The 24,822-nt window shown below is 62.1% G+C and carries 20 protein-coding genes; 7 read left to right on the plus strand and 13 right to left on the minus strand.

Translation table 11 applies throughout. From position 1 onward, the window contains the following. Positions 1 to 40 precede the first annotated feature (40 nt). The 3 genes from FME68_RS09615 to gabT (FME68_RS09625) are packed head-to-tail and all read right to left on the minus strand — an operon-like array spanning position 41 to position 3,846. Positions 41 to 1,021 carry an alpha/beta hydrolase gene (locus FME68_RS09615; protein ID WP_158397419.1) on the minus strand — a complete coding sequence of 327 codons (981 nt, stop codon included), beginning with the start codon at positions 1,019 to 1,021 and terminating at the stop codon, positions 41 to 43. Positions 1,022 to 1,035: 14 nt separating this feature from the next. Continuing rightward, positions 1,036 to 2,484 (minus strand): flavin-containing monooxygenase, encoded by a 1,449-nt coding sequence (locus FME68_RS09620; RefSeq protein WP_158397420.1) that lies wholly within the window; start codon positions 2,482 to 2,484, stop codon positions 1,036 to 1,038. A 36-nt stretch (positions 2,485 to 2,520) separates the two neighbouring features. Next, positions 2,521 to 3,846, minus strand: a complete 1,326-nt coding sequence (gene gabT / locus FME68_RS09625) for a 4-aminobutyrate--2-oxoglutarate transaminase (RefSeq protein ID WP_158397421.1) — start codon at positions 3,844 to 3,846, stop codon at positions 2,521 to 2,523. A 164-nt stretch (positions 3,847 to 4,010) separates the two neighbouring features. Between gabT (FME68_RS09625) and FME68_RS09630 the strand changes: the two genes are divergently transcribed. Continuing rightward, a complete protein-coding gene (locus tag FME68_RS09630) occupies positions 4,011 to 5,483 on the plus strand; it encodes a helix-turn-helix domain-containing protein (protein WP_230308957.1) in 1,473 nt (490 codons plus the stop codon). A gap of 4 nt (positions 5,484 to 5,487) precedes the next feature. Here FME68_RS09630 and FME68_RS09635 read toward each other — a convergent pair whose 3' ends face one another. Next, positions 5,488 to 6,933: a PucR family transcriptional regulator gene (locus FME68_RS09635; protein ID WP_158397422.1), complete on the minus strand. Its 1,446-nt coding sequence runs from the start codon at positions 6,931 to 6,933 to the stop codon at positions 5,488 to 5,490. A gap of 117 nt (positions 6,934 to 7,050) precedes the next feature. Between FME68_RS09635 and gabT (FME68_RS09640) the strand changes: the two genes are divergently transcribed. Both gabT (FME68_RS09640) and FME68_RS09645 read left to right on the plus strand, forming a co-directional pair. Continuing rightward, the gene (gabT, locus tag FME68_RS09640; RefSeq protein ID WP_158397423.1) at positions 7,051 to 8,379 is read left to right on the plus strand and encodes a 4-aminobutyrate--2-oxoglutarate transaminase; all 1,329 of its coding nucleotides are present in this window, start codon (positions 7,051 to 7,053) and stop codon (positions 8,377 to 8,379) included. A gap of 73 nt (positions 8,380 to 8,452) precedes the next feature. Next, positions 8,453 to 9,682 (plus strand): aromatic amino acid transport family protein, encoded by a 1,230-nt coding sequence (locus FME68_RS09645; RefSeq protein ID WP_158397424.1) that lies wholly within the window; start codon positions 8,453 to 8,455, stop codon positions 9,680 to 9,682. A gap of 218 nt (positions 9,683 to 9,900) precedes the next feature. Here FME68_RS09645 and FME68_RS09650 read toward each other — a convergent pair whose 3' ends face one another. The 5 genes from FME68_RS09650 to FME68_RS09670 form a co-directional block, all read right to left on the minus strand. Further along, positions 9,901 to 10,674, minus strand: a complete 774-nt coding sequence (locus FME68_RS09650) for a nuclear transport factor 2 family protein (protein ID WP_102233989.1) — start codon at positions 10,672 to 10,674, stop codon at positions 9,901 to 9,903. Between the two features lie 9 nt (positions 10,675 to 10,683). Continuing rightward, positions 10,684 to 12,060, minus strand: a complete 1,377-nt coding sequence (locus FME68_RS09655) for an NAD-dependent succinate-semialdehyde dehydrogenase (protein ID WP_158397425.1) — start codon at positions 12,058 to 12,060, stop codon at positions 10,684 to 10,686. A 151-nt stretch (positions 12,061 to 12,211) separates the two neighbouring features. Further along, a complete protein-coding gene (locus FME68_RS09660; RefSeq protein ID WP_158397426.1) occupies positions 12,212 to 13,252 on the minus strand; it encodes a histidinol-phosphate transaminase in 1,041 nt (346 codons plus the stop codon). Positions 13,253 to 13,265: 13 nt separating this feature from the next. Continuing rightward, positions 13,266 to 14,603, minus strand: coding sequence for an aromatic amino acid transport family protein (locus FME68_RS09665; RefSeq protein ID WP_158397427.1), 1,338 nt, complete (start codon positions 14,601 to 14,603; stop codon positions 13,266 to 13,268). Positions 14,604 to 14,615: 12 nt separating this feature from the next. Beyond that, on the minus strand, positions 14,616 to 16,301 hold the full coding sequence (locus tag FME68_RS09670; protein WP_144013115.1) for a thiamine pyrophosphate-dependent enzyme: 1,686 nt from the start codon (positions 16,299 to 16,301) through the stop codon (positions 14,616 to 14,618). Between the two features lie 129 nt (positions 16,302 to 16,430). Here FME68_RS09670 and FME68_RS09675 point away from each other — a divergent pair, with 129 nt between their 5' ends. Continuing rightward, complete coding sequence (locus FME68_RS09675) at positions 16,431 to 17,312, plus strand: LysR family transcriptional regulator (protein ID WP_230308958.1); 882 nt, start codon at positions 16,431 to 16,433, stop codon at positions 17,310 to 17,312. Positions 17,313 to 17,486: 174 nt separating this feature from the next. Next, on the plus strand, positions 17,487 to 18,437 hold the full coding sequence (locus FME68_RS09680) for an endonuclease domain-containing protein (protein ID WP_144013117.1): 951 nt from the start codon (positions 17,487 to 17,489) through the stop codon (positions 18,435 to 18,437). An 88-nt stretch (positions 18,438 to 18,525) separates the two neighbouring features. Here the strand turns inward: FME68_RS09680 and FME68_RS09685 are convergent, their stop codons facing one another. From FME68_RS09685 to FME68_RS09695, 3 genes are read right to left on the minus strand one after another with little or no spacing between them, the layout of a single operon-like run. Beyond that, positions 18,526 to 19,248: a sulfite exporter TauE/SafE family protein gene (locus tag FME68_RS09685; protein WP_158397429.1), complete on the minus strand. Its 723-nt coding sequence runs from the start codon at positions 19,246 to 19,248 to the stop codon at positions 18,526 to 18,528. Positions 19,249 to 19,272: 24 nt separating this feature from the next. Beyond that, positions 19,273 to 19,983: a TIGR03089 family protein gene (locus FME68_RS09690; protein WP_070512253.1), complete on the minus strand. Its 711-nt coding sequence runs from the start codon at positions 19,981 to 19,983 to the stop codon at positions 19,273 to 19,275. A 45-nt stretch (positions 19,984 to 20,028) separates the two neighbouring features. Next, entirely contained in the window at positions 20,029 to 21,681 is a 1,653-nt protein-coding gene (locus FME68_RS09695) for an LCP family protein (protein WP_328287801.1), read from the minus strand. 53 nt (positions 21,682 to 21,734) lie between these two features. Here FME68_RS09695 and FME68_RS09700 point away from each other — a divergent pair, with 53 nt between their 5' ends. Next, positions 21,735 to 22,646 carry a glycosyltransferase family 2 protein gene (locus tag FME68_RS09700; RefSeq protein WP_328287803.1) on the plus strand — a complete coding sequence of 304 codons (912 nt, stop codon included), beginning with the start codon at positions 21,735 to 21,737 and terminating at the stop codon, positions 22,644 to 22,646. 55 nt (positions 22,647 to 22,701) lie between these two features. Continuing rightward, entirely contained in the window at positions 22,702 to 23,796 is a 1,095-nt protein-coding gene (gene manB, locus FME68_RS09705; RefSeq protein ID WP_049156050.1) for a mannose-1-phosphate guanylyltransferase, read from the plus strand. A gap of 145 nt (positions 23,797 to 23,941) precedes the next feature. On the opposite strand, the gene FME68_RS09710 is transcribed toward manB, so the two are convergent. Next, positions 23,942 to 24,822 (minus strand): ISL3 family transposase (locus tag FME68_RS09710; RefSeq protein ID WP_158397430.1); only part of this gene is annotated, 881 nt, incomplete at its 5' end.

Genomic DNA, 24,822 nt, shown 5'->3' on the forward strand with positions numbered 1-24,822 from the left:
TTTGAAGGTGCCTGCCCCGTGCGTGATGGAGCGGAAGCTTCTAGTTCGCTGCCGCCTTGATGAACTCGGCGACGACTGCGAGCTCCTCCTCGCCACGGTCAATGACCGCAGCTGAGGTAAACAGCCCGTGGTGGTAGCCCAGAAGGTGCTTGTGCGTGACGTCGACGCCCGCCTTCGCCAGCTTGCCGGCGTATTCGATGCCCTCGTCCGCGAGCGGATCGTTATCTACCGTGATGACGAGCGACGGGGGCAGGCCCTCCGGTAGCTCTTCTAGCAACAGCGGGGAGAGATCCGTTGCCGTGCGCTGTGCCTCCTCCGTGACGAAGGTATCGATGAACCAGCGCATGGTGTCGGCGGCCAACGGGAAGCCCTCCTCGAGGCGCTTGTAGGAGGCGCCGTTCTCGGTGCGTTCGCGGGAGCAATCCGTGATGGGGTAGAGCAGGACCTGGGAGCTGAGCTTGGCGACGTCTTCTTCGCCCACGAACTCGTTCGCCAGGGTGGCGGCGAGCTGGCCGCCGGCCGAGTCACCCGCTACCGCGATGGAGGTCACGGTCAGGCCGTGCTCGGCCTCAGGGTTGGACAACCAGCGGTAGGCAGCGCGGCAATCGTCGATAGCAGCCGGGTAGGTGTGCTCCGGGGCAAGGCGATAGTCCACCGCAACGACCGGGAGACCAGTCAGCACCGCGATACGGCGTACCGAGGAGTGGTGGGTCTCCAGGTTGCCCATGAGCCAGCCGCCGCCGTGCATGTAGAGCACCGCTGGGGTCTCCTGGCCGCGCTCCGCCTCCGGGCGGGGGTCGTAGAGGCGAACCTGGAAGTCCTCGACCTGGAAATCCGTGGTCGCGGGTTCCTTCTCCTCGTGGAGCGGGTTGGCGTGGGCCGAGGCTACGTAGTTCTCACGCACCTGCGGGATGGGGAAGTTATGGAAGGACTTCGCCCCACCATCGCGGAAAGGTTTCAGCGCCTTCCACGCATCCTCAGCGACGGGACGCCCGGAAAATTCGTCGTGCAGAGTGTGCATTGTGAAACTGCCTCCTAGACCAGCTCGTAGTCGTTGAGCTCGAGCTTGTCGGTGAGCTCGTAGTACTCAGCAACGTTGCCGGACCAGTTGTTGATGACGCGGCCTTCCTCGTTCTTGTACCAGGAGGAGCAGTCAGCGGAGAACGCAGATTCCTCAAGCTCCTTCTGGATGCGGGTGTTGAACTCGTCGATGACGTTCTTCTTCACGTCCAGGGCTGCCTCCGGGTTCTCGCGCAGGTACGCAACGGCCTGGGAGATGTAGCGGTCCTGTGCCTCGAGCATGGCCACCACGGAGTGGTGGTTGAGGTTGGTGTTCGGGCCATAGAGCATGAAGAAGTTCGGGAAGCCGTCCACGGTCATGCCCAGGTACGCCTCCGGGGAGTTACCCCAGCGTTCGCGCAGGTCGACGCCATCGCGGCCAGCAATCGGCAAATCACCCTGGAACTCCTGGGAGTGGAAGCCGGTGGCGTAGATGACCACGTCGAAGTCGTGCTCTGCTCCGTCATCGGTGCGGATGCCGGTCTCGGTGAACTTCTCGATGCCAGCGGTGATGAGCTCTACGTTGTCACGGTTGAAGGTGGGGTAGAAGTCATCGGAGCGCAGAATGCGCTTGCAGCCGAAGGCGAAGGTCGGGGTGAGCTTCTCCACCAGCTCCGGGTCGTTGACCTGGGAGCGCAGGTGCTCCATGGCCTGCTCGACACCCTCGGCAGCGGAATCGGTGCCCTTGCGGGTGCGGTCGAAGCCCTCCTCGCGAACCTCGTGGATCTCCTGGCGGATAGCGCGGTAGGAATCCGGGTTCTCCTGGAACTCCTTGAGCTCTTCATCGGTGAAGATGACCTGGTTGCGCGGCAGGATGTAGTTTGCGGAGCGCTGGAACACGGAGAGCTTCTCCGCAACCTTTGCTACCTCCGGAACCAGCTGAACTGCAGAAGCAGCGTTGCCGATGACGGCAACCTTCTTGCCGGCTAGGTCAACGTCGTGGTTCCACTCAGCGGAGTGGAACTGCACGCCCTGGAAAGCCTCGCGGTTCGGGAAGTTCGGGATCTTCGGCTTGGAGAGCTGGCCCCACGCACCGACGAAGACGCGGCCGTAGTAGGTCTCGCCGTTAGCCTCGATCTCCCATGCCTTGAGGTCTTCCTTCCACTCGGCGCGGGTGATGCGGTGGTTGAACTTGATGTGATCGTAGAGGTTGAACTCCTCGGCGAGAGCCTTGAGGTAGCCCTGCATCTCGTCTTGGCCGGCGAACATGCGGGACACGCCGAGGTTGAGGAAGTAGGAGTAGCAGTAGATCAGAGCCTGGGTATCGCAAGCAGCGCCCGGGTAGGTGTTGTCGCGCCAGACGCCGCCGACCTCATCGGCAGCCTCGAGGATGAGGAAGTCCTTCTGCTCGTCGCGGACCAGCTGGGCGCCCATGCCCAGTCCGCCGTAGCCGGTGCCGAGGATGATGCAATCGTAGATCTTCATGGTGGTGTGTCTCCTTTAAGTCGGTGGTGGTTCGGGTTAGTTTGCGCGGATGGCTTCGGCCAGGACCTGGAGGCCGTCGCGCAGGGTGGACTCGTTGATGACCAGCGGCGGCAGAAGGCGGATGACGTTGCCGTCGAGGCCGCAGGTGAGGATGAGCACGCCCTGCTCGCGGCAGGTCTTGGCCACCTTGGCGGTGAGGTCAGCGTTCGGCTGGTTGTTGTCGTCGACCAGCTCGATGGCGATCATGGCGCCGCGGCCGCGGACCTCGGCGACGGTGGTGAGCTCAAGCAGCGGCTCCAGCACCTCGCGGATGATGGCCTCGATCTCGCGGGCGCGGGAAGCCAGATCCAGCTCCTCCATCTCCTCGAAGGCTGCCAGGGAAGCAGCACAGGCCACCGGGTTACCGGCGTAGGTGCCGCCCAGAGAGCCCGGGTCCGGGGCATCCATGATCTCGGCGCGGCCGGTCACAGCGGACAGCGGCATGCCGCCGCCCACGCCCTTGGCGGTGGTGATGAGGTCCGGGATGATGCCCTCGTCATCGCAGGCGAACCAGGAACCAGTGCGGCAGATGCCGGCCTGGATCTCATCGGCGATGAAGACGACGCCATTGTCGGTGCACCATTCCTGCAGTGCCGGGAGGAAGCCCTTGGCCGGCTCGACGAAGCCGCCCTCGCCCTGCACCGGCTCGATGATGACGGCAGCCAGCTCCTCGGTGCCGACGTACTGCTCGATGTAGCGCAGGGTGCGCGCTGCAGCCTGCTTGCCGTCGAGGCCGTCGCGCAGCGGGTAGGACATCGGCGCGCGGTAGATGTCAGCGGCCAGGGTGCCAAAGCCCTGCTTGTAGGGCTTGTTCTTGGCGGTCATGGTCATGGTGAGGTTGGTGCGGCCGTGGAAGGCGCCGTCGAAGACCACGACGCGGTTCTTGCCGGTGTAGCGGCGAGCGATCTTGATGGCGTTCTCCACTGCCTCAGCGCCGGTGGAGAAGAGGCAGGTCTTCTTCTCGTGGGTGCCCGGGGTCAGCTCGTTGAGCTTCTTGCAGACATCAACGAAGCCCTGGTACGGAGCGTTGAGGAAGCAGGTGTGGGTGAGGTGGCTGGCGGCCTCGGCGACGGCCTTGGCAACGCGCTGGTTGGAAGCGCCGACGGAGGTCACGGCGATGCCGGATGCGAAGTCGACGATGGTGTTGCCGTCGACGTCGACAAGCACGCCACCGTCACCGTCGGTGATGTAGGAGGGGTAGCCCGGGATGACGCCAGCGGCGACGTCTGCTTCACGGGCGGCATTCAGCTCCTGGCTGCGGGGGCCAGGGATTGCGGTGGAGACATTCCGCTCCTGGGGGAGGCGGTGCTTGAGATCCTGCATGCTGTCTGCTCCTTAATACTCGGAATTTTTATGACGTGGGTCATTCTGGCGGCTAGACTTCAGAAGGGCCATAGACAATCTGGTGAAAGAATGGTGAGAAATTGTCCACATTGGATAAGGGGGTAGCTGCCGGACTAGAAGAAGGAAACGTTTCTCTCAGATGGTTGGCTAGCCAACCCGATCTGGGGATTGACGTGCTGCACGATTGCGGGCGGCCGTTTTCCGTCATGCACCCCTGTGAACTGCGCGATCCCCGCGAGTTTGTGGGCTCGGGGGCCGTCATCCTGCTCACTGGTATGGCCTTTGAGGGGCAACCCGATCAGCTAGTGGAGTACGTTCGCAGGGTGGCCGCGGGGGGAGTGACGGGGGTGGGCTTCGGCGTTGGTTTAGCCTTCGCCGAGGTCCCACCCGGCATGGTGGAGGCCGCCCGGGACTGCGATATTTCACTCTTCACGGTGGCGCGGCGCGTGCCTTTCGTCTCCGTGCTCGCGCGTTTGCACGACGAGTTGCAGCGCCAGCGGGAGGAAGGACTGGAGCGCTTCATTGCCCAGCAGGGCGCGCTCAACGACGCCGCTGTGGCGGGCCTCGACGCCCTCGTGGACAAAACCAGCCGCCTGTTGGGCGCGCATACCTGCCTCGTGGATAAGGATGGGCGGGTCTTCGCGCAGTCGAGCCACCCCGGGCTCCCGCCGATGGAGTGGGGCCCGGTGATTGCCGATACCCGCGCCCAGAACTTCTATGCCGCTCGCCGCGTCGGCGGGTGGAATGTCTTGGCCCAGCGCTTGGCCGACCACGGTGCGCGCTCCTTCGGGCTGCTGGCAGTGGCGCGTGAGAGTTTCGGTGTGAACGAGCGTGCGCTGCTCAAACAGGCCGCCGGCCTGGCGGAGCTCACCGTGAAGCGCCCGCAGGAGCTGCGGCGCACCCAAAACGAACTCAACTCCATGGCGATGGCCATTCAGTTGGGTATGGATCAGCCGGAGGATCCCATGCGCCGCATCTTCCGGCTCGTGGGCGATGCGCAGGGCCGCGTGCGTCCGGTCTTGGTGAAATCGGAGGGCGAGCGCGCCCACCAGCGCTTCCTCCACGCCTTGGACGCCCGCCTGCAGGATCACGGGCGCTTGCTTTTCGAATACACGCTGGATAAATCCTCTAGCCTCCTGCTTTTCAGAGGAAGCCGCACGATGAAGAACCTGCAGGATTTGTTGCGCGATATCCGCGGTAGCAAGCGCATCGTCGTGGGCCAGCCCATGCCGTGGGCCGAGCTGGGCGTGGGCATTGTCCGCGAACTAGAGTCCTTCGCTTTCGGGCTTCAGCCCGGGATGTTGGCGGGGCCAGAATCGCGGACGTTGAGCTGGACTAGGGATCCCAGGGTCAAGGGCGCGGTGCACAACCGCGCCGAAGAAACCTGGGGCAAGGTACGCGCTCACGACGCGGAGCACGGCACCGAGTTGGCGGAAACCCTGGAGGTCTACCTGCGTGCGGGCGGGCATGTGAGCCGAACCGCTGAGGAGCTTCAATCACACCGGCACACCGTGCGCAAGCGCATCGCGGACTTGGAGGATCTCCTCGAGGTAGATCTCAAGGACCCGCTCGTGGCGGCGGAGCTACTGATTCTCGGAGTGAGTGTTACGGACTGAAGCTCTAAGAGTCGATGCTGAGTAGGAGGAGTTCCGCGCGGGTGACGGGGTTGTTCAAGTCCACGCCGCAGAGTTGCTCGATCTTGTCCAAGCGGGCGCGCACCGTGTGGCGGTGAACGCCCAGCTCCGCCGCAGCGGTGGCCAAGTTGGCGTTGCCCACGAGGAAGGCCCGCAAGGTAGCGAGCAGCTCGGTGTTGTGCTGCGCATCCTGGGCGGCCAAGCGGCTGACCGTGGCCGCGCGCCGGGCGCCGAGGGCCTCCGAGACGCCGGGTTCCGCCAGCCAGGTAGGCGCAGCAGAATCAAAGGCCGCTACGGTGCCAAGGGGCAGGCTGCGCGCATGGCTTTGAAGAGAAGACAGCAGTGCTGGGTTCAGCTCCTGCCACGCAACACCCCGAAGGACGGAGACGCGAAGGTAGCGCGACTGTTTCTTGAACAGGTGTGAGGTTGCGGTTCCCGGAGGAAGCATGAGAAGTGCAGAATCCTGTTTCGGGCGGACGAAGCTGTGCGGCTCGGCCTTGCCGATCTCACTCACTGTGCGCGCGAGGCGCGACGGGGTCGAGGCCGTGACATAGAGAACATCCACGAGATCGTGGCTATCAATCAAGTGAAAGGCCGCGTGCAGGGCGGGGGAGTCAACGCCGGCGAGCTGGGCATCAAGCGCTAGCGCCCCGAGAATAGCGTGGTTGTTGCCATCGGGGTGATCAAGCAGCAGGCTGGCCAGACCCGATAGATGCCGGATGAGCGCGCGCGAATAGGAATCGAACTTCTCCGAGCGCCTGGCGGCGACGGCCCAACGCCGGCCCGCGGAGCCGAAGGTGCTGGTGATGGTGGCACCTGTGCTTGTCGACGTCCCCGTGCCCCGCCCCGTCTGCTCCGCGGCCTCCACTGCGGCGCTGGCTGCGCTGAGCTGCTCCGCATCTCTCTGGCTGAGCACCGCTCCGGAGGAACTAGCTACCGCTACAGCGGCGCTGAGTTGATTGCTCGCCTCATCGATGAGCGCTTGGATGCCCGACACAGCTGCGTGATTGAGGCGCTCTTGTTGGCGGTGGAAGGTGAAGTGCGCATTGTTTTCGAGGCGCGCTTGTTCCTGGGCTACCGCAGTAGTGATGGACACGAAGCGGGTGGCGCGCGGGATCTCAAAAAGGGTGAGGTGGTGCTGGGAACAAGCACGGGTCAGTACGGGTGGTACCTCGGCGAAGGCGAGTCCGGTACCGAAACCAATGCCGTGTACCCCGGCTGCGGCGAGGGCGGCGGCATAGTGCTCGAAGCCTTCCGGATCGTCGCGGAAAACGAGTCCCAGAGTGAGCATGAGCGCGCCGGGGGAGGTGAACTCGGTGGGGTCCGCGAGCTCTGACGCATGGATGGTGCTGAACGCGGGTTTGCCCTCAACGAGTGGGCGCAGGTTCAGCGAGTGCTGGTTGGTGAGCCAGCGGAAGGAAATCTCACTCATGCTGGACAGGCTACACAGTTGTGGGCTCAAAATTTATACACCCTGTCGATAGTGCCGCAAGGGTGGTAGGGGCCACACTAAGTGGCATCCTATTCATCCCAACACAAAAGGAAGACCATGCAGGAACTTCAGTACCACATTGAGCAGTCCCGCCACCTGGGCCAGCAGGTCCCGGGTCCGAAGAGTGCCGCCCTGGATGAGCGTCGCAAGAATGCCCTTCCCGCGGGCATGGCGCCCTCGCTACCGGGCTACGTGGTGGATGCGGATGGCGGCATTCTTGCCGACGCCGACGGCAACCGCTTCATCGATCTCGCTTCCGGTATCGCCGTGACTTCTGCCGGCGCTTCTAACCCGGCCGTCGTGGCCGCGGTGCAGGAAGCCGTCGCGCACTTCACCCACACCTCCTTCACCATTTCCCCGTACGAGTCCTACGTGGCCGTGGCAGAAAAACTCAACGAGGTCACCCCGGGTGATCACCCGAAGAAGACCGCGCTGTTTAACTCCGGTGCGGAGGCCGTTGAGAACGCCGTGAAGATTGCCCGTAACTACACCGGCAAGCGCGGTGTTGTCGTCATGGACCGTGCCTTCCATGGACGCACCAACCTGACCATGGCGATGACCGCTAAGCAGTCGCCCTACAAGAATGGCTTCGGTCCCTTCGCGCCGGAGATTTACCGTGCATCGATGTCCTACCCGCTGCGTGACGGCCTGAGCGGCGCCGAGGCTGCCAAGAAGACCATCACCATGATTGAGCAGGAAGTCGGCGCAGCCAACCTGGCCTGCGTTGTCGCTGAGCCGATCCAGGGCGAGGGCGGCTTCGTCGTCCCGGCCGAGGGCTACCTCGCAGCAATCCAGAAGTGGTGCAACGACAACGACGTGGTCTTCATCGTCGACGAGATCCAGGCAGGCATGATGCGCACCGGTACCTGGTTCGCCTCCGACCATGAAGGCATCGTTCCGGACATGGTGACCATTGCGAAGGGTATTGCCTCCGGCATGCCGCTGTCCGCAGTGACCGGCCGTGCAGAAATCATGGATGCTCCGCAGCCGGGTGGCCTGGGCGGTACCTACACGGGTAACCCGGTGGCTTGTGCTGCTGCGCTGGCAACCTTCAAGGAATTCGAGGAGAAGGACTTCGGGGCACGTGCCCAGAACCTGGAGAAGATTGCCCGCGAGGAGCTGGAACCCATCCTGGGCGATGAGCGCGTAGCAGAGTTCCGCGGCCGCGGCGCCATGCTCGCCCTCGAATTCGTCACCGCTGAGGGCGAGCCGGATTCCGAGCTAGTGCACAAGATTGCCGACGCCGCCAAGGCCGAGGGCGTGCTCATCCTCACCTGCGGCCTCGACCACAACGTCATCCGCTTCCTGCCCTCCCTGGCCATCCCGGAAGACTTGTGGCGTGAGGCGCTGCAGGTCGTCGTCAAGCAGTTCAACGAGTACAAGTAGTTCGCTCTTTCGCTCACCCGGTTCTTTCCGGGTGAGCTCCTGTTTTATTAGTCCTTAGTTATCGGAGAAGTCTTTGTCCAACAAATTTTCTGTGCCGCAGAAGGATGAGTCCACGGCGGAGTTCAAACCCGCGCTGTCCTTCGTGCAGGGCATCGCCCTTATCTTCGGCACCAACATCGGTGCTGGAGTCCTCTCTATTCCTTATGCTGCCCGCAACGGAGGGTTCCTCGCACTCGTTATCGCTTTGCTGATAGCAGGCACCCTCACGACCATTTCCATGCTGTACGTGGCGGAGACAGCCATGCGCACCAAGGCGCCGCTGCAGGTTTCCGGATTGGCGGAGCATTACCTGGGGCAGTGGGGCCGCTGGTTGGTTTTCGTGGCCATCATCGTCAACGGCATCGGTGCGCTGATTGCCTATGCTGCTGGTTCGGGTGACTTGATCAACAACATCTTCGGGTTGCCGCCGCTTCTTGGCACGTTGATCTTCTTCGGCTTCGGTTCGTGGGTGATGTACCGCGGCCTGCACACCACGGGTGCAGCTGAGGGAGCGATTACTGCCGGTATGGCGATCATTATCGCGGTGCTGTGTGGATGGACAATCCTGGGGCCGGGTATCAAGGCTGAGAACCTGCTGGTTCTTCATCCCTTCTTCATCGTCCCGATTCTGAACCTCGCGGTCTTCTCCTTCTTGGCGCAGTACGTGGTCCCGGAACTGGTGCAAGGTATGGACCCGGCCAAGCCACAGCAGACCGCGCGGGCAATTGTGCTCGGCATGGTGGTGACGGGCTTTACCTTGGCGTTGGTTCCTTTTGCCGCCCTTGGTCTGCTTGGCATGGAGGTCACCGAGGTGGTGACCATTGCCTGGGGTGAGGCACTGGGTCCGGTGGCCTACTACTTGGCCAATATCTTTGCGCTGGCGGCCATGCTGACTTCGTTCTTGGCGATTGGTTTTACCACCATGCGCAACGTCTTGGACATCTTCCACTGGGAAGGTGTGAAGGGACAGCGCATCGTGGCGGTGGCGCTGACGGTTGTTCCGCCACTGGTGATTTCCATTGCTGGTCTCGGTGGCTTCGTTGCGGCGCTGTCCTATGCCGGTGGTTTCGCGGGTGCCATCATGTCCGTCATCCCGGTGATGCTGTTGCACGCCTCCCGGAAGAAGGGCGACCGCGACCCGGGTTGGAACGTGGGCGGACTCGCTCACCCGGTAATCCAAGGAACCATCATTGTGGTTTATGTCTTGGCCTTCATCTACTCGATCATTTCCATCCTCGGGTTGGTGCCGGCAGGCTGGGCTTAGAGCCGGCTTTAGATGCGGCACTTTTAGACGCGACGAACTCGCCTAGTTGCCAAAGTTCGGGCCAGATCTTGAGTCAGGAGCGTTGGTTTTGGCAGAACGGGCAGTTGTAGCCCGGCCCTGGATCTAGAAAAACGCGAAAGGCTGGGCTGCTCCCCGTATCAAGGAGCGGCCCAGCCTTTCGGCGTGCGACCTAGGCGAAGGCCCAGAAGCGCAATGGCTTAGAAGATGCCATGGTTGTGGAGTGCCTCGTCGTCGGACGGGACCTCAGAAATGGCATCCCACATTTCGACGAGCTTGCCGTCCTTGACGCGCCACAGCTCGCAATAGGAATGGCGCGCACCAGCGATGCTGCCTTCGGAATGGGTCAGAACGAACTGTCCTTGTGCAACCGTGCGGTGGATGCGCTCATACTCCAGCCCCTCGCCGTCCTCTTTCAGCTTGGTGAGGAAATCGACGCAGTTCTGGGCACCGTCGGCGATATCAGGGGAGTGCTGGGCAAACTGATCATCACGGGTGTTGTCGATGAAGCCGGAGTAATCAGCGCCGATGAGCGAGCGGGTGAAGAACTCGATGACGAACTCTCGGTTCTGCTCGGTGAGGCTCTCATCACCGATCTCGGTAGCGCCATCGAGCTGCGTGCGGCCGCTTGCGTTCGGTTCCGCAAGGGGAACGAGGTTGTCCCAGTGCTCGACAATCTTGTCGCCCTCGACGCGGTAGATATCGAAACCAACGAACGGCTCATCCTCGATGCCGTCGAAGCGACCATGTAAAGCGACGAGGCCGTTGGCTTCGTCGGCAATCACCCGGGCGTTGGTGTACTTCAGACCCTCGCCCAGATCCGTGACAAACTTCTTGAGACCTTCTGCATCATTAGCGATGAGGGGAGAGTGCTCCACGAAGTTGTCGGCGAAGTGCTTGTCCAGGACGGAGGTATCGTGGCCGTCGAAAAGCGCGGTGTGGACCTCGAGAACGAAGTTTCCTAGTGACGTCATGGGATCTCCTTAGTTGGCCACGAAGTAGGTGCGCTTGTTGACAAACTCATCCATGCCGTAGGGGCCCAGCTCGCGGCCGTAACCGGAGTTCTTCACACCACCGAAGGGGACCTCGGCGCCCTCCGCCGCGTAGGTGTTGACGTTGGACATGCCGACCTCCAGGCGCTGGGCAATCTTCTCAGCGCGCTCGACGTCCTTGGAGAAGACGCAACCGCCCAGGCCGTACTGGGTGTCGTTGGCCAGCTCGAGAGCCTCTTCGTCGCTGCTGACCTTGAACACGGTCGCCACGGGGCCGAAGAGTTCTTCGTAGTAGACATCAGAGCCAACCGGGACATCGGTCAGCACGGCGGGGCTGAAGTAGGAAGACTTCTCATCCGCCAGCTCACCGCCGACGTGCAGGGTGGCGCCGGCGGCCACGATGCGGTCGATCTGATCCTTGAGGTTTTCTGCCGCGCTGCGCGAAGACAACGGGGTGTAGACGGTCTCGGAAGCCTCCTGCGGGGTGCCTGGCTTCATTGCCTTCGCGAGCTCGACCAGCTCAGCGACGAACTCGTCGTAGATATCGTCCATCACGATCAGGCGCTTGTTGGAGTTGCACGCCTGGCCGGTGTTGTACATGCGGGTCTCCCACGCATCCTTGGCTGCCTGCTTGACGTCATCGGTGTCGAGGATGACGTACGGGTCGGAGCCACCGAGCTCCAGTACTGCCTTCTTGAGGTTCTTCGCAGCCAGAGAGCCCACCGCAGCACCAGCGCGCTCGGAGCCGGTGAGGGACACACCGCGCAGCTCCTTGTGCTCGATGATCTTCTCTGCCTGCTCGTGAGTAGCGAAGACGTTGGTGTAGACGCCCTTGGGAACACCGGCATCATCCATGATCTTTTGGATGGCAAGCGCGGAGCGCGGGCAGATGGTGGCGTGTTTCAAGACGATGGTGTTGCCTAGCATCAGGTTCGGGGCGGCGAAGCGCGCGACCTGGTAGTAGGGGAAGTTCCACGGCATGATGCCCAGCAGAGCGCCGATGGGGCGGCGCTGAATGTAGCCCTTGCCGTCCATCTCGACGGGAATTTCCTCGTCGGCGGCGAACTTCGGGCCATTGTCGGCGTAGTAGCTAAAGATAGCGCCGCTGAACTCAGCCTCCTCGACGCCCTCGGAGACCGGCTTGCCCATTTCGGTAGCGATGATGTCTGCGAGCTCATCCTTGCGCTCTTCGAAGAGCTCGGCAACGCGCGTGACCACTTTGGCGCGCTCCTCGATCGGGGTATCGCGCCAGCTGAGGAAGGCCTCGTGCGCGGAGTCGACGGCGGCCAGGACCTCCTGGTCAGTGGCGTGGTCAAAAGTCTCGAGAACCTCACCGGTAGCGGGGTTTTCTACGCGAAATCCGGACATTGCTTCATCCTCCAATGATTGAAGTGTGTATGGGTTGCGACCCATTATGGGGCTGAATATGACTTAGTGCAAGGTTCGTGCGTTTTATGTCATTTGTCTCAGTATGGGCTTATGGAGTACTTGGACTGAGGGGGTGAAAGGAGGAGGCCACCTAGCCCCTCCAAGGCTCAATGCCCGCGCGCCGCCAGGCCTCCAAGAACTGTGTAGTTTCTGCTTCGTCCGTGATGGACACGCGCACGCCCTCATCGAGGTAGCGGCGGATGACCACGCCTTCATCGAGCATCTTCGTCTCCACCTCTGCGGCATCCGCGCGCGGCAGCCAGACGAAGTTGCCGTAGGACTTTTCAGCTCCCAGTTCTGCGCAGACGCGGTCGCGTTGTGCTTTGGTGATCTCGACGGCGTCGTAAAGCTCGTCGTGGCGCTTGAGCACTTCCACAGCAGCAGTTTCTGCCATGGCGGTCACCGTCAGCGGCAGGGAGAGCAGCTGCAGCGCGTTGATGATTTCCGGTCCTGCCACCGCGTAGCCCACGCGCATGCCGGCCAGACCCCATGCCTTGGAGAATGTGCGCACGCCAAGCAGGTTGGGGTAGCGCTGGTATTCCTCGACTGAATCTGGGGTATCGGGGGCGTCGTTGTACTCCCAGTAGGCCTCATCCAGCAGGACCACGACATCCTCGGGCACCCGGTCCATGAAGGCGTGGAATTCACCGCGCGTGATGACGGTGCCCGTCGGGTTGTTGGGGTTGCACAGGATGATGAGCTTGGTCTTCTCCGTCAGGGCGGCAAGGACTGCCTCCAAATCGACGCGGTAATCCTCCGTGAGCGGGACCAGAATCGGTTCCGCGCCGGCCATGCGCACGTACAGGGGGTAGGCCTCAAAGCTGCGCCAGGGCACGATGACCTCATCGCCGGTGTGGCAGGACGCCAAGATGGTGGCCTGCAGGATGGGCGTAGAACCCGCGGAGACGAAGATGTGATCCGCTGGAACTCCCAGGTAATTGCACAAGGCGTTGGTGAGCTCTAGGCTGCCGGGCTGCTGGTAGCGGTTGGTGGTGCGGGCGGCGTCGGCAACCGCGGCAATAATGTCCTCGGCGGGCTGGAAGGGGACCTCATTGGAGGAGAGTTTCAAGGCATCGGGGAAATCCTTGCCTACCTTGTACTCGGGGAAGCTTGAGAGATCATTACGAAGCATTTTCACGTCCTTTCTAAATCATGTCCCAGATGGTCACGGCCATAATCAGCAGGCCCATGCCGAAGACGAAGTAGTTCCACGGGTCATTGCGGAATTTCTTGTACACATCCAACTTCTTGAACATGTACACCGGCACCAAGTAGACGATGAACGCCACGAAGACACCGGAGACAACCGAAATCATGGAAATGATGGAGGGGTTAAAGATCGCCACGAGCGTGGTGCACACGAAGGCGATGAGATAAATGATGTTGAGCAGCGTGCGGTGCGAGACCTTCTCCGCCAGCTTCGGCGCAGCGTTCTTCAGCAGGTACTCCGTGCCTTCTTCTGTACCGAGCATGTGGCCGAAGTAGGAAGAAACGATGGCGCAGATGACCACGATGGGGGCCATGTAAGCCATGAACGGAGTGCCAGTGACGTTGGCGAAGTAGGAGAGCACCGGGATGTTTTGCTCGAGGGCCTCATTCATGCCGTCGGCGCCGAGTGCGAGGACGCAGGACCACACGAAGAACATAGTGAAGACGACGAGCAGGATAGCGGTGTAGAACTCCGTGCGGGAAACGCGCTTCTCGGTCTTCTCGCCGTACTGCGGCTGCATGTCGATGGCGAACTGCGACAGCGCCGCCATGTGGGAGAAGGAGAAGACCAGCACCGGCAGGATGAGGAAGATGCCTTTGATGATGCCGCCGTAGCCATTCGAGCCGTCATCGAAATGGATGAAGCTGTGCAGGTCCCAGCGCGGGATGAGGTAGATGGAGGTGACGGCCAGGGCGATAATCAGCGGGTAGACCAGCACCTGGGCCAGCCAGATCATCGGCTTGCGGCCGATGGCGAAGGCACCGGTCATCACGCCCACGCAGAGCATGGCCAGCAGCCACCGGTCGAGCGACGGCCCACCCAGCTGGTTGACAATGAAGCTATCCACCGCGTTAGTGATGGAGACACCGTAGATGAGGACGGTGGAAAAGACCGTGATCCAGTACAGCACCGCGAAGACGATTCCTTGGCCTTTGCCCAGATACTGGGAGACCAAGTCGAGGATGTCCTTGCCGTGGTCCTTTGTGGGCGCGCCCGCAACAATCCGCGCGTAGGTGCGGTGCGAAAAGTACACCAACGGGAAGATGAAAACCGTGGCAAAGACCAGCGGCCAGAACCCGAAACCGCCGGCATTCAGCGGTAGGAAGAGGATGCCAGCACCCACGGCGGTGCCGAAGAGCGTAATGATCCACGATGCAGTGGAGGCAGCGGGGCGCTGCTTGGCGACGACCCCATCGCCCACAATGTGCTCGCCTTCCTTCAGCTGGCTAGCGGGTACGGCATTCGAAGTTGGAGGAGTATGTGTCGTGCTCATGGTGAGCCTCCTTTAGCTGGTGGGCGTTTCGTCGGTGTGTAAAACCGGGGAGGGCGGGATAGGCAGGGAATGGGCCTGGTCGGTGATGACGTTGAGGAGCGCTGGTACGCCGTCCTCGGCGATAGCGCGCAGAGCGCGGGCCACGGCCTCCGGTACCTGGGCGTCATCGGTGACGAGCTCGCCGTGGGCACCGAAGCCGCGGGCAACCGCCGCGAAATCCGGGTTGACAAGCTGCGTGCCGGAAACACGGTCGGGGAAGTGCTTCTTCTGGTGATCGCGGATGGTTCCGAACTCGCCGTTGGACATGACGATGATGAGGAAGGGCGCGCCGTACTGCAGCGCGGTAGCCAGCTCCTGACCGTTCATAAGGTATTCGCCGTCCCCGGCAATGGTGACGACGGTGCGCTCCGGGAATTCCAGCTTGGTGGCCACTGCGGCCGGGATGGAATAGCCCATCGAGCCGTTGCGCACGCTGAACTGGGAGGGGTAGACCTGCGAGCGCAGGAACTGCTGGGCCCAGATGCAGTGGTTGCCGGCGCCGAAGGTGTAGATCGAGTCCTTGGGCAGCTGGTCGTGGAGTGCTGCGAAGACGGCCTCCATGTGGGCCGTGCCCTCCTTGCCCGGGCGGTAGTCCGCGGGCTCGGGGAGGGTGGCGAAGTCGAGGTGGTTCGCGTGCGCGGCGTCGAACCACTCGCCGCGTGTGTCCTTGTCCTCGACGCTTAAGCGGTCCAGGGTGTGAGCGAAGGCCACGGGGCTCGCCACGATGTGCTCTACCAGCGCCACCGAGTGGCCGCGCAGGCTGGTATCGGGGTTGATGGCGATGTTGCGTGCTTGCGGTGATTGGCGCAAGGTGTAACCGTCGGTAGGAACATCACCGAGAACGGCACCGACTTCGATGACGAGGGAGGCAGCTTCCAAAAGTTGCGCCGCGCGTGGGTCGCGCCCATAGCCGAGCCAGCCGGCGTTGGCGGGGGAGTCGAAGGGCACGCGGTCAGCGGCGCGGAAGTCTTGAATGATCGGGATGCGGTGCTCTTCGGCGAAGCGAGTGATCTTCTCCGCGGCCTCCGGGGTCCAGCGCGGGCCGCCGGCGAAAATGAGTGGCCGCTCTGCGCGGCTCAACTCGCGGGAGAGGAGGTCCAGGTGCTCGTCGGAAAGCGCGCCTTCCGACACCGGGATGGGTGGGTGGATGCTGCCGGTGAACTCCTGGTGGAGAATATCCTCCGGCAGGCCCACGATGACGGGGCCGGGGCGGCCTTGCTGGGCTTGGAAGAAGGCTTCGGCCACGACGCGGGAGGCGCGCGACGGATCGTCGAGGACAAAGACCTGCTTGGCCTGGGTGCCGAACCACGCCTTGGGGTCGAATTCTTGGAAGGACTCGCGGTCACGATCCGAGATGGGGATAAGGCCAACGAAGAGAACGAGCGGGGTGGCATCCTGCCAGGCAGTGTGGATGCCCACGTAGGCGTTGGCTGCGCCGGGGCCGCGCGTCACCATGGCGACGCCGGGCTGTCCGGTGGCTTTGCCGTGGGCTTCGGCCATGTAGGTGGCACCGCCTTCGTGGCGGGTGACGATGGCCTTCACGGGGGAATCGTAGAGGCCGTCGAGCACGGGCAGGAAGCTTTCGCCGGGCACGAGGAAAGCGCGGGTGACGTTGTGCGCGGCTAGGGATTCGGCAATGGCGGCGCCGACGTGTGACATGGAAACCTCCCTGGGGTTGTTGTGGTAGTGGTCTCATTATTCTTTGGTGATGTCATGTTGTCTAATGTCGAAAAAGCTGGAAAGTCATACCCTCAAGGCATTGGTAGTGGTAGAAGTAGGGGAATGGACATGGTGAAGGCCAAATATTTCCTTGCGGTCGCCGAAGCTGGCACGGTGACTGCTGCCGCGGAGCGCCTTGGAATAACCCAGCCGGCGCTGAGTCGGCAGCTGCGGCGCTTTGAAAAGGAGCTGGACCTGGAGCTTTTTGTTCGGGCCGGTTCCGCACTGGCGCTCAGCGACGCGGCACACGCCCTCATTCCGACGTGCCGCCGCCTCCTCGCCGAATCCGCGCGCGCCGGGCAGGCGGTGGAGGCACTCCGCGCGGGCAGTATCCCGGCGCTGCGCGTGGCTGCTACGCCGACGACGATTTCGACGCTTCTCGCTCCCTTTATTGAGGCCGCTGGCTCGACAATCCCTTTGCTCACCACGACCCCGGTTACGCACTACGACGTCTTCGACGCGCTGGAAGGTTCCGCCGACGTGGTGATTGCCACCATCCCGCCGGGCAATGACGTGGCCTCATTGGCTTTGGGCACGATTCCGGTGCGCGCCTGGGTGCCTCCGACGCACCCATTGGCACTGGAGTGCGCGGGTTCGACCAGCGTGGAGGTTAAACGGTTATTGCAAGAAAAGGTGGCTCTGCCTTCGCGGCGCAGCGTGTCCCGCGGGGTGGTGGATTCCTTCGTGGGCACGGCCGGCTATGCCCTGGGTTCGCACGTGGAGTGCGATGATACGGCGACGTTATGCGCCTTGGCGCGTGCCGGATGTGCCGTAGCTTTAATGACGGAGCTGCAGCCGGCGCGGCTGGTGAGCTTTGATGTGGTGGACGGCGAGCGTGCTCTGGGCGGGGTTCCACTCGTGGCGGCGTGGTCCCCGGGGCACTTCGCGGGGCAGGAAATTGCGCAGATTGCTGAGCGCTTCCGTAGTTTTATTGCGGGGTCGCTTCGCTAAGGCGGTTTTCTTGGTGCTGGGCGCCTAGTTTCGCAGTGGATAACTGCCCCAGTTGCCAAACTTCTGGCCCGATCTTGAATCAGAAGCGATAACTTTGGCAGCAATGGCAGTTGCTCGGCGCGCGGTAGCGCGCCATGTTAGCGTGGAGGCCAAACTTTCCGGGGGGGAAATGACATGAGACACGGCATTGTGCGCGATCTGTCTAAAGGTGCACTTGCAACTCGCGTGCGCCGAGGGGAGATTACTAGGATCGCCAAGGGGCTCTACGTCTGGGGCAAGCCCGAGCCATTAGAACTGTTGAAGCTGTTACAGGAGCACCGGCCATTCCTTAAGACGACAGGCACAACGGCAGCCCAGGTCCTCCTTGGCGAGCCTGTCACTTTTCCGCTGAGGCTAGCCAGCGTGGAGAGAATGCCGGCATCAACTTTTTATGTGCACTCGCGGGTGAGCGTCGAAAGTTTTGTTACCTCGTCTGGGATCCGGATTCTTAATCCTCTTGTCGCTATGAAGTCAGTTAGTCCTGAACTGGGGATTCGCGTGTTTGAGTCCATCTATTCCTCGAAGGCAGGACGTGCTCGCTTGGATAGTCACCGCGAAGCGCTCAAAGTTGTCCCCGTTGCCAGTCAGCGCATGCTGGAGCAAGCTGCGTTGTTCACAGATTCCGGTGCGGAGGTCAAGGTGGCCAAGGGATTGAAAAGGCGTGGGCTCAAAGTCGAGTGCAACGTTGTAATCGGCCACTACACCTGGGACATCGTGCTCCCAGAGCTCAAGGTTGCGGTAGAAATCAACGGGATGAAATTCCATTCCCAGCAAGAGTCATGGTTGCGGGACCACTGGAAGAATAATGAGGGCGCGCTGATTGGGTGGCTCACGTTGCGCTATACAGGTCACTGCGTGGCACATCATCTGGACTATGTCATCGACCAGATAGCTCATGCGAGGAATCCGGACTTTGGGAAGCGCTACTTCAAATTCATCGGCTTCTGGCATGAGGGAGTCTTGCCGCCCAAGCCAAAGCCATGGGAATACAGCGAGCCCTTGGGGTGTTTACCGCCCGACTTGCCTGAGCCGCCCGATTACCCGGAACCACCCGGCTTCCCGCAGCCGCCCAACTGCCCTAGATGACGAAGTTATTGCCAGATCTTGAATCAGCGGCGAGAACTTTGGCAGAACGGGCAGTACGGAGCGTGGTCCTGGCAGCGGGCCGCGGATGCTAGGCAGCAACAAGCCCCTCAACAATGAGAGCCAAGGCCGCGCTGATAGCCACCACAAGGACAATGCGGTTGAGCACCTTGGCGTTGATGAAACGGTTGAGGTAGCCGGCGGCGATGAGGCCCACGATGGCTACCGGCAGGTAGGCCGCGGCGGCGGTGAGCTGCAGGCTGGTGATTTGCCCGCTCAAGCCCAAGATTGCCAGCGAGATGGTGCAACCGATGATGAAGGTCCCCGACAGGGTGCCGCGCACACGGGCGGGGTCGTAGCCCTTGAGCACCAACGCCATGGGCGGGCCACCAATGGAGGTGGATGTGCCCAGAAACCCGGAAGCAGCGCCCGCGACTGCAATGTTGGCGGTGGTGCGCTTGGGAGACCAGCCGAGGCTGGACAAGGTCATGGCAAAGATGACGGCGCAGCCGATGAAAAGGGAGAGCCCGCGGTGGGAGAGGGAAGCAATCGCCCACGCACCCGCGAGTGAGCCGGGTATTCGCGCGATGGAGGAAATAGCCACGATGTCCCAGGACACCGCCGAGCGTGCTTTGAGCATCGTGGTAGTTGAGATGACGAAGGCCAGCAGGAGGATGAGCGTGGGAACCAGCTCCGGCTTAATCAGCGCCAAGATGGGGGTGGCGATGGTGCCCAGCCCAAAGCCGATGGTTCCCTGGCAGATAGTGCCCACGAGGATGAGCACGCCGATGAAGATATAAAGCCAGCTGAACATTGCTCTACTATCTCATGACGGCGTTTAGGAGCGGACGGTGACCTTCTCGTTGTCTGCGATGTCCTCCAAGCGGTCGGCCGAGCACAAGCCCGCCACGATGACGGCGGAGCCGCCCGCAGCCAGTGGTTCGAGGACGGCCCGCTGGAAGGAAGCGCTGTCCGTCCAGCCCTGCGAAAGCACGCGTTCAGCGCCCAACTCCGTGGGGAAAAGCTCTGGTAGCGGGGTAGTGGTGCCGTAGAAGTGATCGCCGTAGAAGCGCACGGTGGGGCCGAAGTCGATGGTGCCCAGCGGCAGCTCGCCGCCGCTTTCGACAACGCCGCGGCCAAAAGGATCCTGCGTGACCAGAACCGTGTCGACCAGTGGGGCCGATGCAGAGCCGGAGCCCGCGTCCGCCGCAGCCTTGAGGTAGGCCTCCGGAGAGGTGAAAACCACGGCGATATCGTCGGCGTGCGGCTGCGAGGCAGCCGCACCGTCGGTTATGTCGAAGGGGATGCCGGCGGCTAGCGCCCCAAGCGCAATGACGGCAGCCTGCCACGACACAGGAAGGTCGATGAGTATGCGGGAATCGGTTCCAGGCTCAAGGTCGAGCTCTTCCAGCAGCATGTTGGCAATCTTGGAGGTCCAGTTCTCCAGCGTTTGCGCCGAGAAGTCCATGCGGGTGCCGTCAGCTTCGTTGTAGACGCTGAGGCGGGGAGCGGAGGCATCGGCGGACAAGAGATGCTGAAGGAGTTCCATGTCCGCCCATCGTAGGTGGCGGGCGCCAAGCCCGCCACGGTGTCTTTAGTTCACGCAGCGCGGGCCATCGCCGCCCGCGTCGATCTCAGGCGAAACCTCCGCGGTACCGAAGTCATCGCCCGGGGTACCAACCTGCTGGGTGTCGCCGCCCTGGTTGGTCTCCGCGGTAGCCTCCTCTTCTTGTGCGGAGTCATCCTTCGGGCCGGAGTAGTCATCGGTAGCCACCACGATGAAGGTATCCGGCTCGAGCTCTTCGTTGGCCGTGACCGGCAGGCCACCGAGCTGCTCAGCCAAAGCCTGTGCGCGCTCATCGTTGGCATCCGCGGCCACGATCTGGGACTCGGTATACAGGCCCGACTGCGCATTGGCCGTGCGCTCCACGGTGTAGCCCACGTTCTTTAACCACGCGCCGATTCCGCCGGCCATTCCGTCGACGTTGCCGGCGTTGAGGACGTGCAGGTTGAGGTTCTCAGCCACGGGCTTTTCGCCGTCTTCACCTTCCTGGTCGGCTGGGGCATCCTCAGACTTCTTTTCTTCCTCAGCCTTCTCCTGGGACTTGGCCAAATCATCCATGAAGCGGTGTACCTCCGCGGTATCGATGGTCACCACCGATTCGCCGTAGTCACCAACGCCGGTAATGGAGGTCACCGGGATCGTTGTAAACGTCACGTTGCCGCCAGCTAGCCCGGCCAGCTGGGTGACAAAGCCCATGATGTCCCAACCGTCGTCGATGACTACGGAGCGCTCAACGGCATCAGCAATCTTGTTGAGCTTGCCCGGAGAGGTCAACGTGCCCGAATCCAGCACCTTCGACGTCAGCGATGCCATGTAGGCCTGCTGGCGCACGATGCGGTCAAGGTCACCGCGCGGTAGCTCATAGCGCTGGCGCACGAAGGACAGGCCCTCGGAGCCCTGCAAGGTTTGGCGCCCAGCCGGGAATTTAGCGCCCGACATCGGATCATCGACGGCGTCGTTGAGGCAGACGTCGACGCCCCCGACGGCGTCGGTAAGCAGCACGAAGCCCAAGAGACCCACCTCAGCGTAGTGGTCGACGTTGACATCAGTGAGCTTGTGCACCATCGAAATGAGACCAGCGCGGCCGGCCTCGGTGCTCTCCTTCTCCATTTCCTTTTCGGTATGGGGCGGCTTCTCACCAGCTGCTTCGGCTTCTGCGTTTTCCTGCTGCAGCTGTTCCATCTTGTCTGCTTTGTGCAGGGCAAAGACGGCGTTTATTTTGGTGTTTCCGAAGTCCTCGTCGTGGACGTAGGTATCGCGCGGGATGGATACTGCAGTAGCTCGCGAGCCATCGTTGGGGATGCGGATCACCATGATGGTGTCGGTGTTTTCCTCGCCCTCATCCACACCGGCATGCAGGTCCGCCAGCTCTTGTTCGGAGAGAGGATTCCCCTTGGCATCGGTGCGCGAGTCCTTGCCCACGAGCAAGATATCGACCGCGCCGTCGATGCCGTTGTCCTTAAAACCGCCCTGATTGCCGAGTGCCAGATTGGAGGCGGAGGAGATGTCATTTCCCAGCTTGCCCACGGTGAAGTAACCCACGCCGGAGAGCACGAGGACCACTGCGGATAGGAAGGCGACGACGGCCTTGAGTGGCGTCGATCCTCGTTGGGCGGTGGGCGCGGACTGCGAGGGCGCGGCCTGGATGTGGCGGGCGGCGCGCGGGGAATTCGGGGAAGTCACGGGACTAGTTTAAGTGAGCTCGCTGCAAAACCGTGAAGCAGTGTCGCGGGCGCGTGCGCACGCCGGCGTTGGGTACTCTCAAGAACATCGTGAAGAATTTACAGAAACCCCTGGCCGTGGTCACGGTGACCTTTTCGCCTGGCCGCTACCTCAGCGACTTCCTGGAGTCGCTGCGCTTGGCGACGTCCCTTGCTACCCTCACCGTCCTCGCCGACAATGGCTCAACCGATGGGGTGCCGGAAGCCGCCGCGCGGGAGCATGAGGACGTGGAATTCCTCGATACTGGAGGAAACATCGGCTACGGCGCTGGAATGAATGCCGGCGCGCGATTCGCCCGTGCGCACGGCGTTGATGACGAGTTCTTCCTCATTGCCAACCCGGACGTGACATTTAGCGAGGGATCCCTGGATGAGCTGATCGCTTGTGCGCGCCGCCACCCGGATGCCGCGGCGGTGGGCCCGCGCATCGTGGAGCCGGATGGTAGCAACTACCCCTCGGCGCGCGCCGTACCGACGCTGCTCACGGGTATCGGCCACGCGCTGTTCGGAACTATTTGGCCGTCCAATCCGTGGTCGCGCGCCTATCGCGATGACGCCGATATGGACAGCGAGCGCCCAGCCGGCTGGCTCTCCGGTTCTTGCCTTCTGGTGCGCTGGGAGGCTTTTGAACAGATTGGTGGCTTTGATGAGCGCTACTTCATGTATTTGGAGGACGTGGACTTAGGGGACCGCTTCACTCGCGCCGGCTGGCGCAACATCCTGTGCCCGACGGCGGTGATTACCCACGCTAAGGGCCACTCGACGAAGGCGCATCGCGGCGCCATGCTGCGCGCCCACCACGATTCCGCTTACCGCTTCCAAGCGGATAGGCACCCGCACTGGTACCAGGCGCCGCTGCGCGCAGCCTTGTGGATGGGGCTGCGGGTGCGCGGGCTGATTTTAAGCGCGTGCCGCGACGGCTCCTGAGTCAGGCGCGCCTATACACTAACGGTGACTTATCTGAAAGAGATTAAGGAACGATATGACTGAATCAGCGCCCCAGTGGGGATCGACGGCCGATGCCGTCATTCTGGTGGGAGGTCGCGGCACCCGCCTGCGCCCGCTGACGATTGGCACGCCGAAGCCGATGTTGCCCACAGCCAACTACCCATTCCTCCAGCACCTGCTCGCTCGTATCAAGGAAGCCGGGATTGAGCACGTGGTGCTCTCCACTTCTTATAAGGCGGAGGTCTTTGAGGAGTACTTCGGGGATGGCTCCGATCTGGGACTGGAAATTGAGTACGTGGTGGAGGAGACCGCACTGGGTACCGGCGGCGGTATCCGCAACGTCTATGACAAGCTGCGCCAGGACACAGTCATGGTGTTCAACGGCGACGTTTTGTCCGGCATGGATCTCAACGGCATCCTCGATACGCATCATTCCAAGGACGCCGACGTGACGATGCACCTGCTCAACGTCGCTGATCCCCGTGCCTTTGGCTGCGTTCCTACCGATTCCGAGGGCCGAGTAACAGCCTTCTTGGAAAAGACCGAGGATCCGCCGACGAATCAGATCAACGCCGGTTGCTACGTGTTCAAGAAGGATGTCATCGAGACGATTCCGGCTGGCCGCGTCGTCTCCGTGGAGCGCGAGACCTTCCCGCAGCTGCTGGAGTCCGGCCGCCTGGTGGTAGGCCACGTGGATAACTCCTACTGGCGCGATATGGGCCGCCCGGATGATTTCGTCCGCGGCTCCTCCGACTTGGTGCGCGGCATCGCGCATTCGCCGCTGCTGGTGGGGCGCACGGGTGAGTCTGTCGTGGATGAGTCCGCGGGTATCGCCGGTGGCGTACTGCTGCTGTCCGGCACGGCCGTGGGCCGCGGTTCCGTGATTGGGGCGGGCTGCCGCTTGGACGGCACAGTGGTCTTCGATGGCGTCACTATCGAGCCGGGCGCCATCATTAACAACTCCATCATTGCCTCGGGCGCGCACATTGGTGCCAACGCGCACATCGACAACTGCGTCATCGGCGAAGGTGCCACCATCGGCGCGCGTTGCGAGCTGCAGGGTGGCATGCGAGTCTTCCCAGGTGTGAGCATTCCGGACGCCGGCGTGCGATTTAGTTCGGATGCCTAAACACCTCAGCTAGCTGGGGCAAAGCCAGGGGATAGGCACAGGTCTTGGCGCTGGGAAGTTATCTTCCCGGCGCCTCTTTTCATGCCGTGACGCATGGTTTTTATGGTGCGAATGAGATCCATGTGTTTTGCCGGCCCTTCCGGTTTTAGAGTGCGTTGATTTTGTCCTGTAGTTGTCCGGAGTGGATCAGGCACCGCAAGATGTAGTGGTTGAGGTTTTTAAATCCTAGGGCGATGCCGCGTAGGTGTTCGAGTCTGCCGTTGATTGCCTCGACGGGGCCGTTGGAGGCACCGATATCAAAGTAGGCAAGCACGTCTTTGCGTCGTCGCCACAGGGTGCGTCCCAGTTGGGCGAGCTCTTCTAAGCCTTTCGGTAATCCTTTGCGCAGGGTGTGGATGATGCGTTTCATGAGCTTTTTGCCTTCCGATTTCTTCGGATGCGCGTACGCTGCGATCATGTCTTGGTAGAGCAGCCACGTTACTTCTAGGGCCACGTAGTCGTCATCGGTGGCCCACAACATTTCTAAGCGGTGCTTTTGCCGCTCGGTGAGATAGTTCGTCCTGGTCAACAGGGTGCGCCGGTGCTTGTACAACGGGTCATCTTTGCGTCCGCGGCGCCCGGTGGTCTCGCGTTGGAGTCGCTGTCGGCAACTGGTGAGTTTGTCGGCTGCTAGATGCACTACATGGAAAGGGTCCATGACTTTGTCAGCTTGTGGTAGTTGCTCCTCGACTGCGGTGGCATATCCGGTAAACCCATCCATGGTCACCACCTGTATCTGCTCCCGGAAGCTGGGGTCGCGCTCCTTAAGCCACCCGCTGAGCACATCTGCGGACCTGCCCGGTCGCATGTCTAACAAACGAGCAGGCCCACGCCCGTCCACCAGCGGGGTGAGGTCAACGAGTATGGTCACCAGGTTTGATGCCTGGCCTGGTTTTCTGGTGTGTTTCCATACATGTTCATCGACTCCGAGGATGCGAACCCCGTCGAGGTGGTGCGGGTCGCCGTAGACAAGCTGGCGGCAGGCAT

The organism is Corynebacterium hiratae, assembly GCF_009708045.1.
Classification (GTDB): Bacteria; Actinomycetota; Actinomycetes; order Mycobacteriales; family Mycobacteriaceae; genus Corynebacterium; species Corynebacterium hiratae.

Excerpts from the sequence above, each read along its gene's own strand:
- FME68_RS09615 (WP_158397419.1), bottom strand. The coding sequence starts at position 1,021 with ATGCACACTCTGCACGACGAATTTTCCGGGCGTCCCGTCGCTGAGGAT.
- FME68_RS09685 (WP_158397429.1), bottom strand. The coding sequence starts at position 19,248 with ATGTTCAGCTGGCTTTATATCTTCATCGGCGTGCTCATCCTCGTGGGC.
- gabT (WP_158397421.1), bottom strand. The coding sequence starts at position 3,846 with ATGCAGGATCTCAAGCACCGCCTCCCCCAGGAGCGGAATGTCTCCACC.
- FME68_RS09670 (WP_144013115.1), bottom strand. The coding sequence starts at position 16,301 with ATGTCACACGTCGGCGCCGCCATTGCCGAATCCCTAGCCGCGCACAAC.
- FME68_RS09650 (WP_102233989.1), bottom strand. The coding sequence starts at position 10,674 with ATGACGTCACTAGGAAACTTCGTTCTCGAGGTCCACACCGCGCTTTTC.
- FME68_RS09690 (WP_070512253.1), bottom strand. The coding sequence starts at position 19,983 with ATGGAACTCCTTCAGCATCTCTTGTCCGCCGATGCCTCCGCTCCCCGC.
- FME68_RS09680 (WP_144013117.1), top strand. The coding sequence starts at position 17,487 with ATGAGACACGGCATTGTGCGCGATCTGTCTAAAGGTGCACTTGCAACT.
- FME68_RS09655 (WP_158397425.1), bottom strand. The coding sequence starts at position 12,060 with ATGTCCGGATTTCGCGTAGAAAACCCCGCTACCGGTGAGGTTCTCGAG.
- FME68_RS09635 (WP_158397422.1), bottom strand. The coding sequence starts at position 6,933 with ATGAGTGAGATTTCCTTCCGCTGGCTCACCAACCAGCACTCGCTGAAC.
- FME68_RS09675 (WP_230308958.1), top strand. The coding sequence starts at position 16,431 with ATGGTGAAGGCCAAATATTTCCTTGCGGTCGCCGAAGCTGGCACGGTG.
- FME68_RS09665 (WP_158397427.1), bottom strand. The coding sequence starts at position 14,603 with ATGAGCACGACACATACTCCTCCAACTTCGAATGCCGTACCCGCTAGC.
- gabT (WP_158397423.1), top strand. The coding sequence starts at position 7,051 with ATGCAGGAACTTCAGTACCACATTGAGCAGTCCCGCCACCTGGGCCAG.
- FME68_RS09620 (WP_158397420.1), bottom strand. The coding sequence starts at position 2,484 with ATGAAGATCTACGATTGCATCATCCTCGGCACCGGCTACGGCGGACTG.
- FME68_RS09660 (WP_158397426.1), bottom strand. The coding sequence starts at position 13,252 with ATGCTTCGTAATGATCTCTCAAGCTTCCCCGAGTACAAGGTAGGCAAG.
- manB (WP_049156050.1), top strand. The coding sequence starts at position 22,702 with ATGACTGAATCAGCGCCCCAGTGGGGATCGACGGCCGATGCCGTCATT.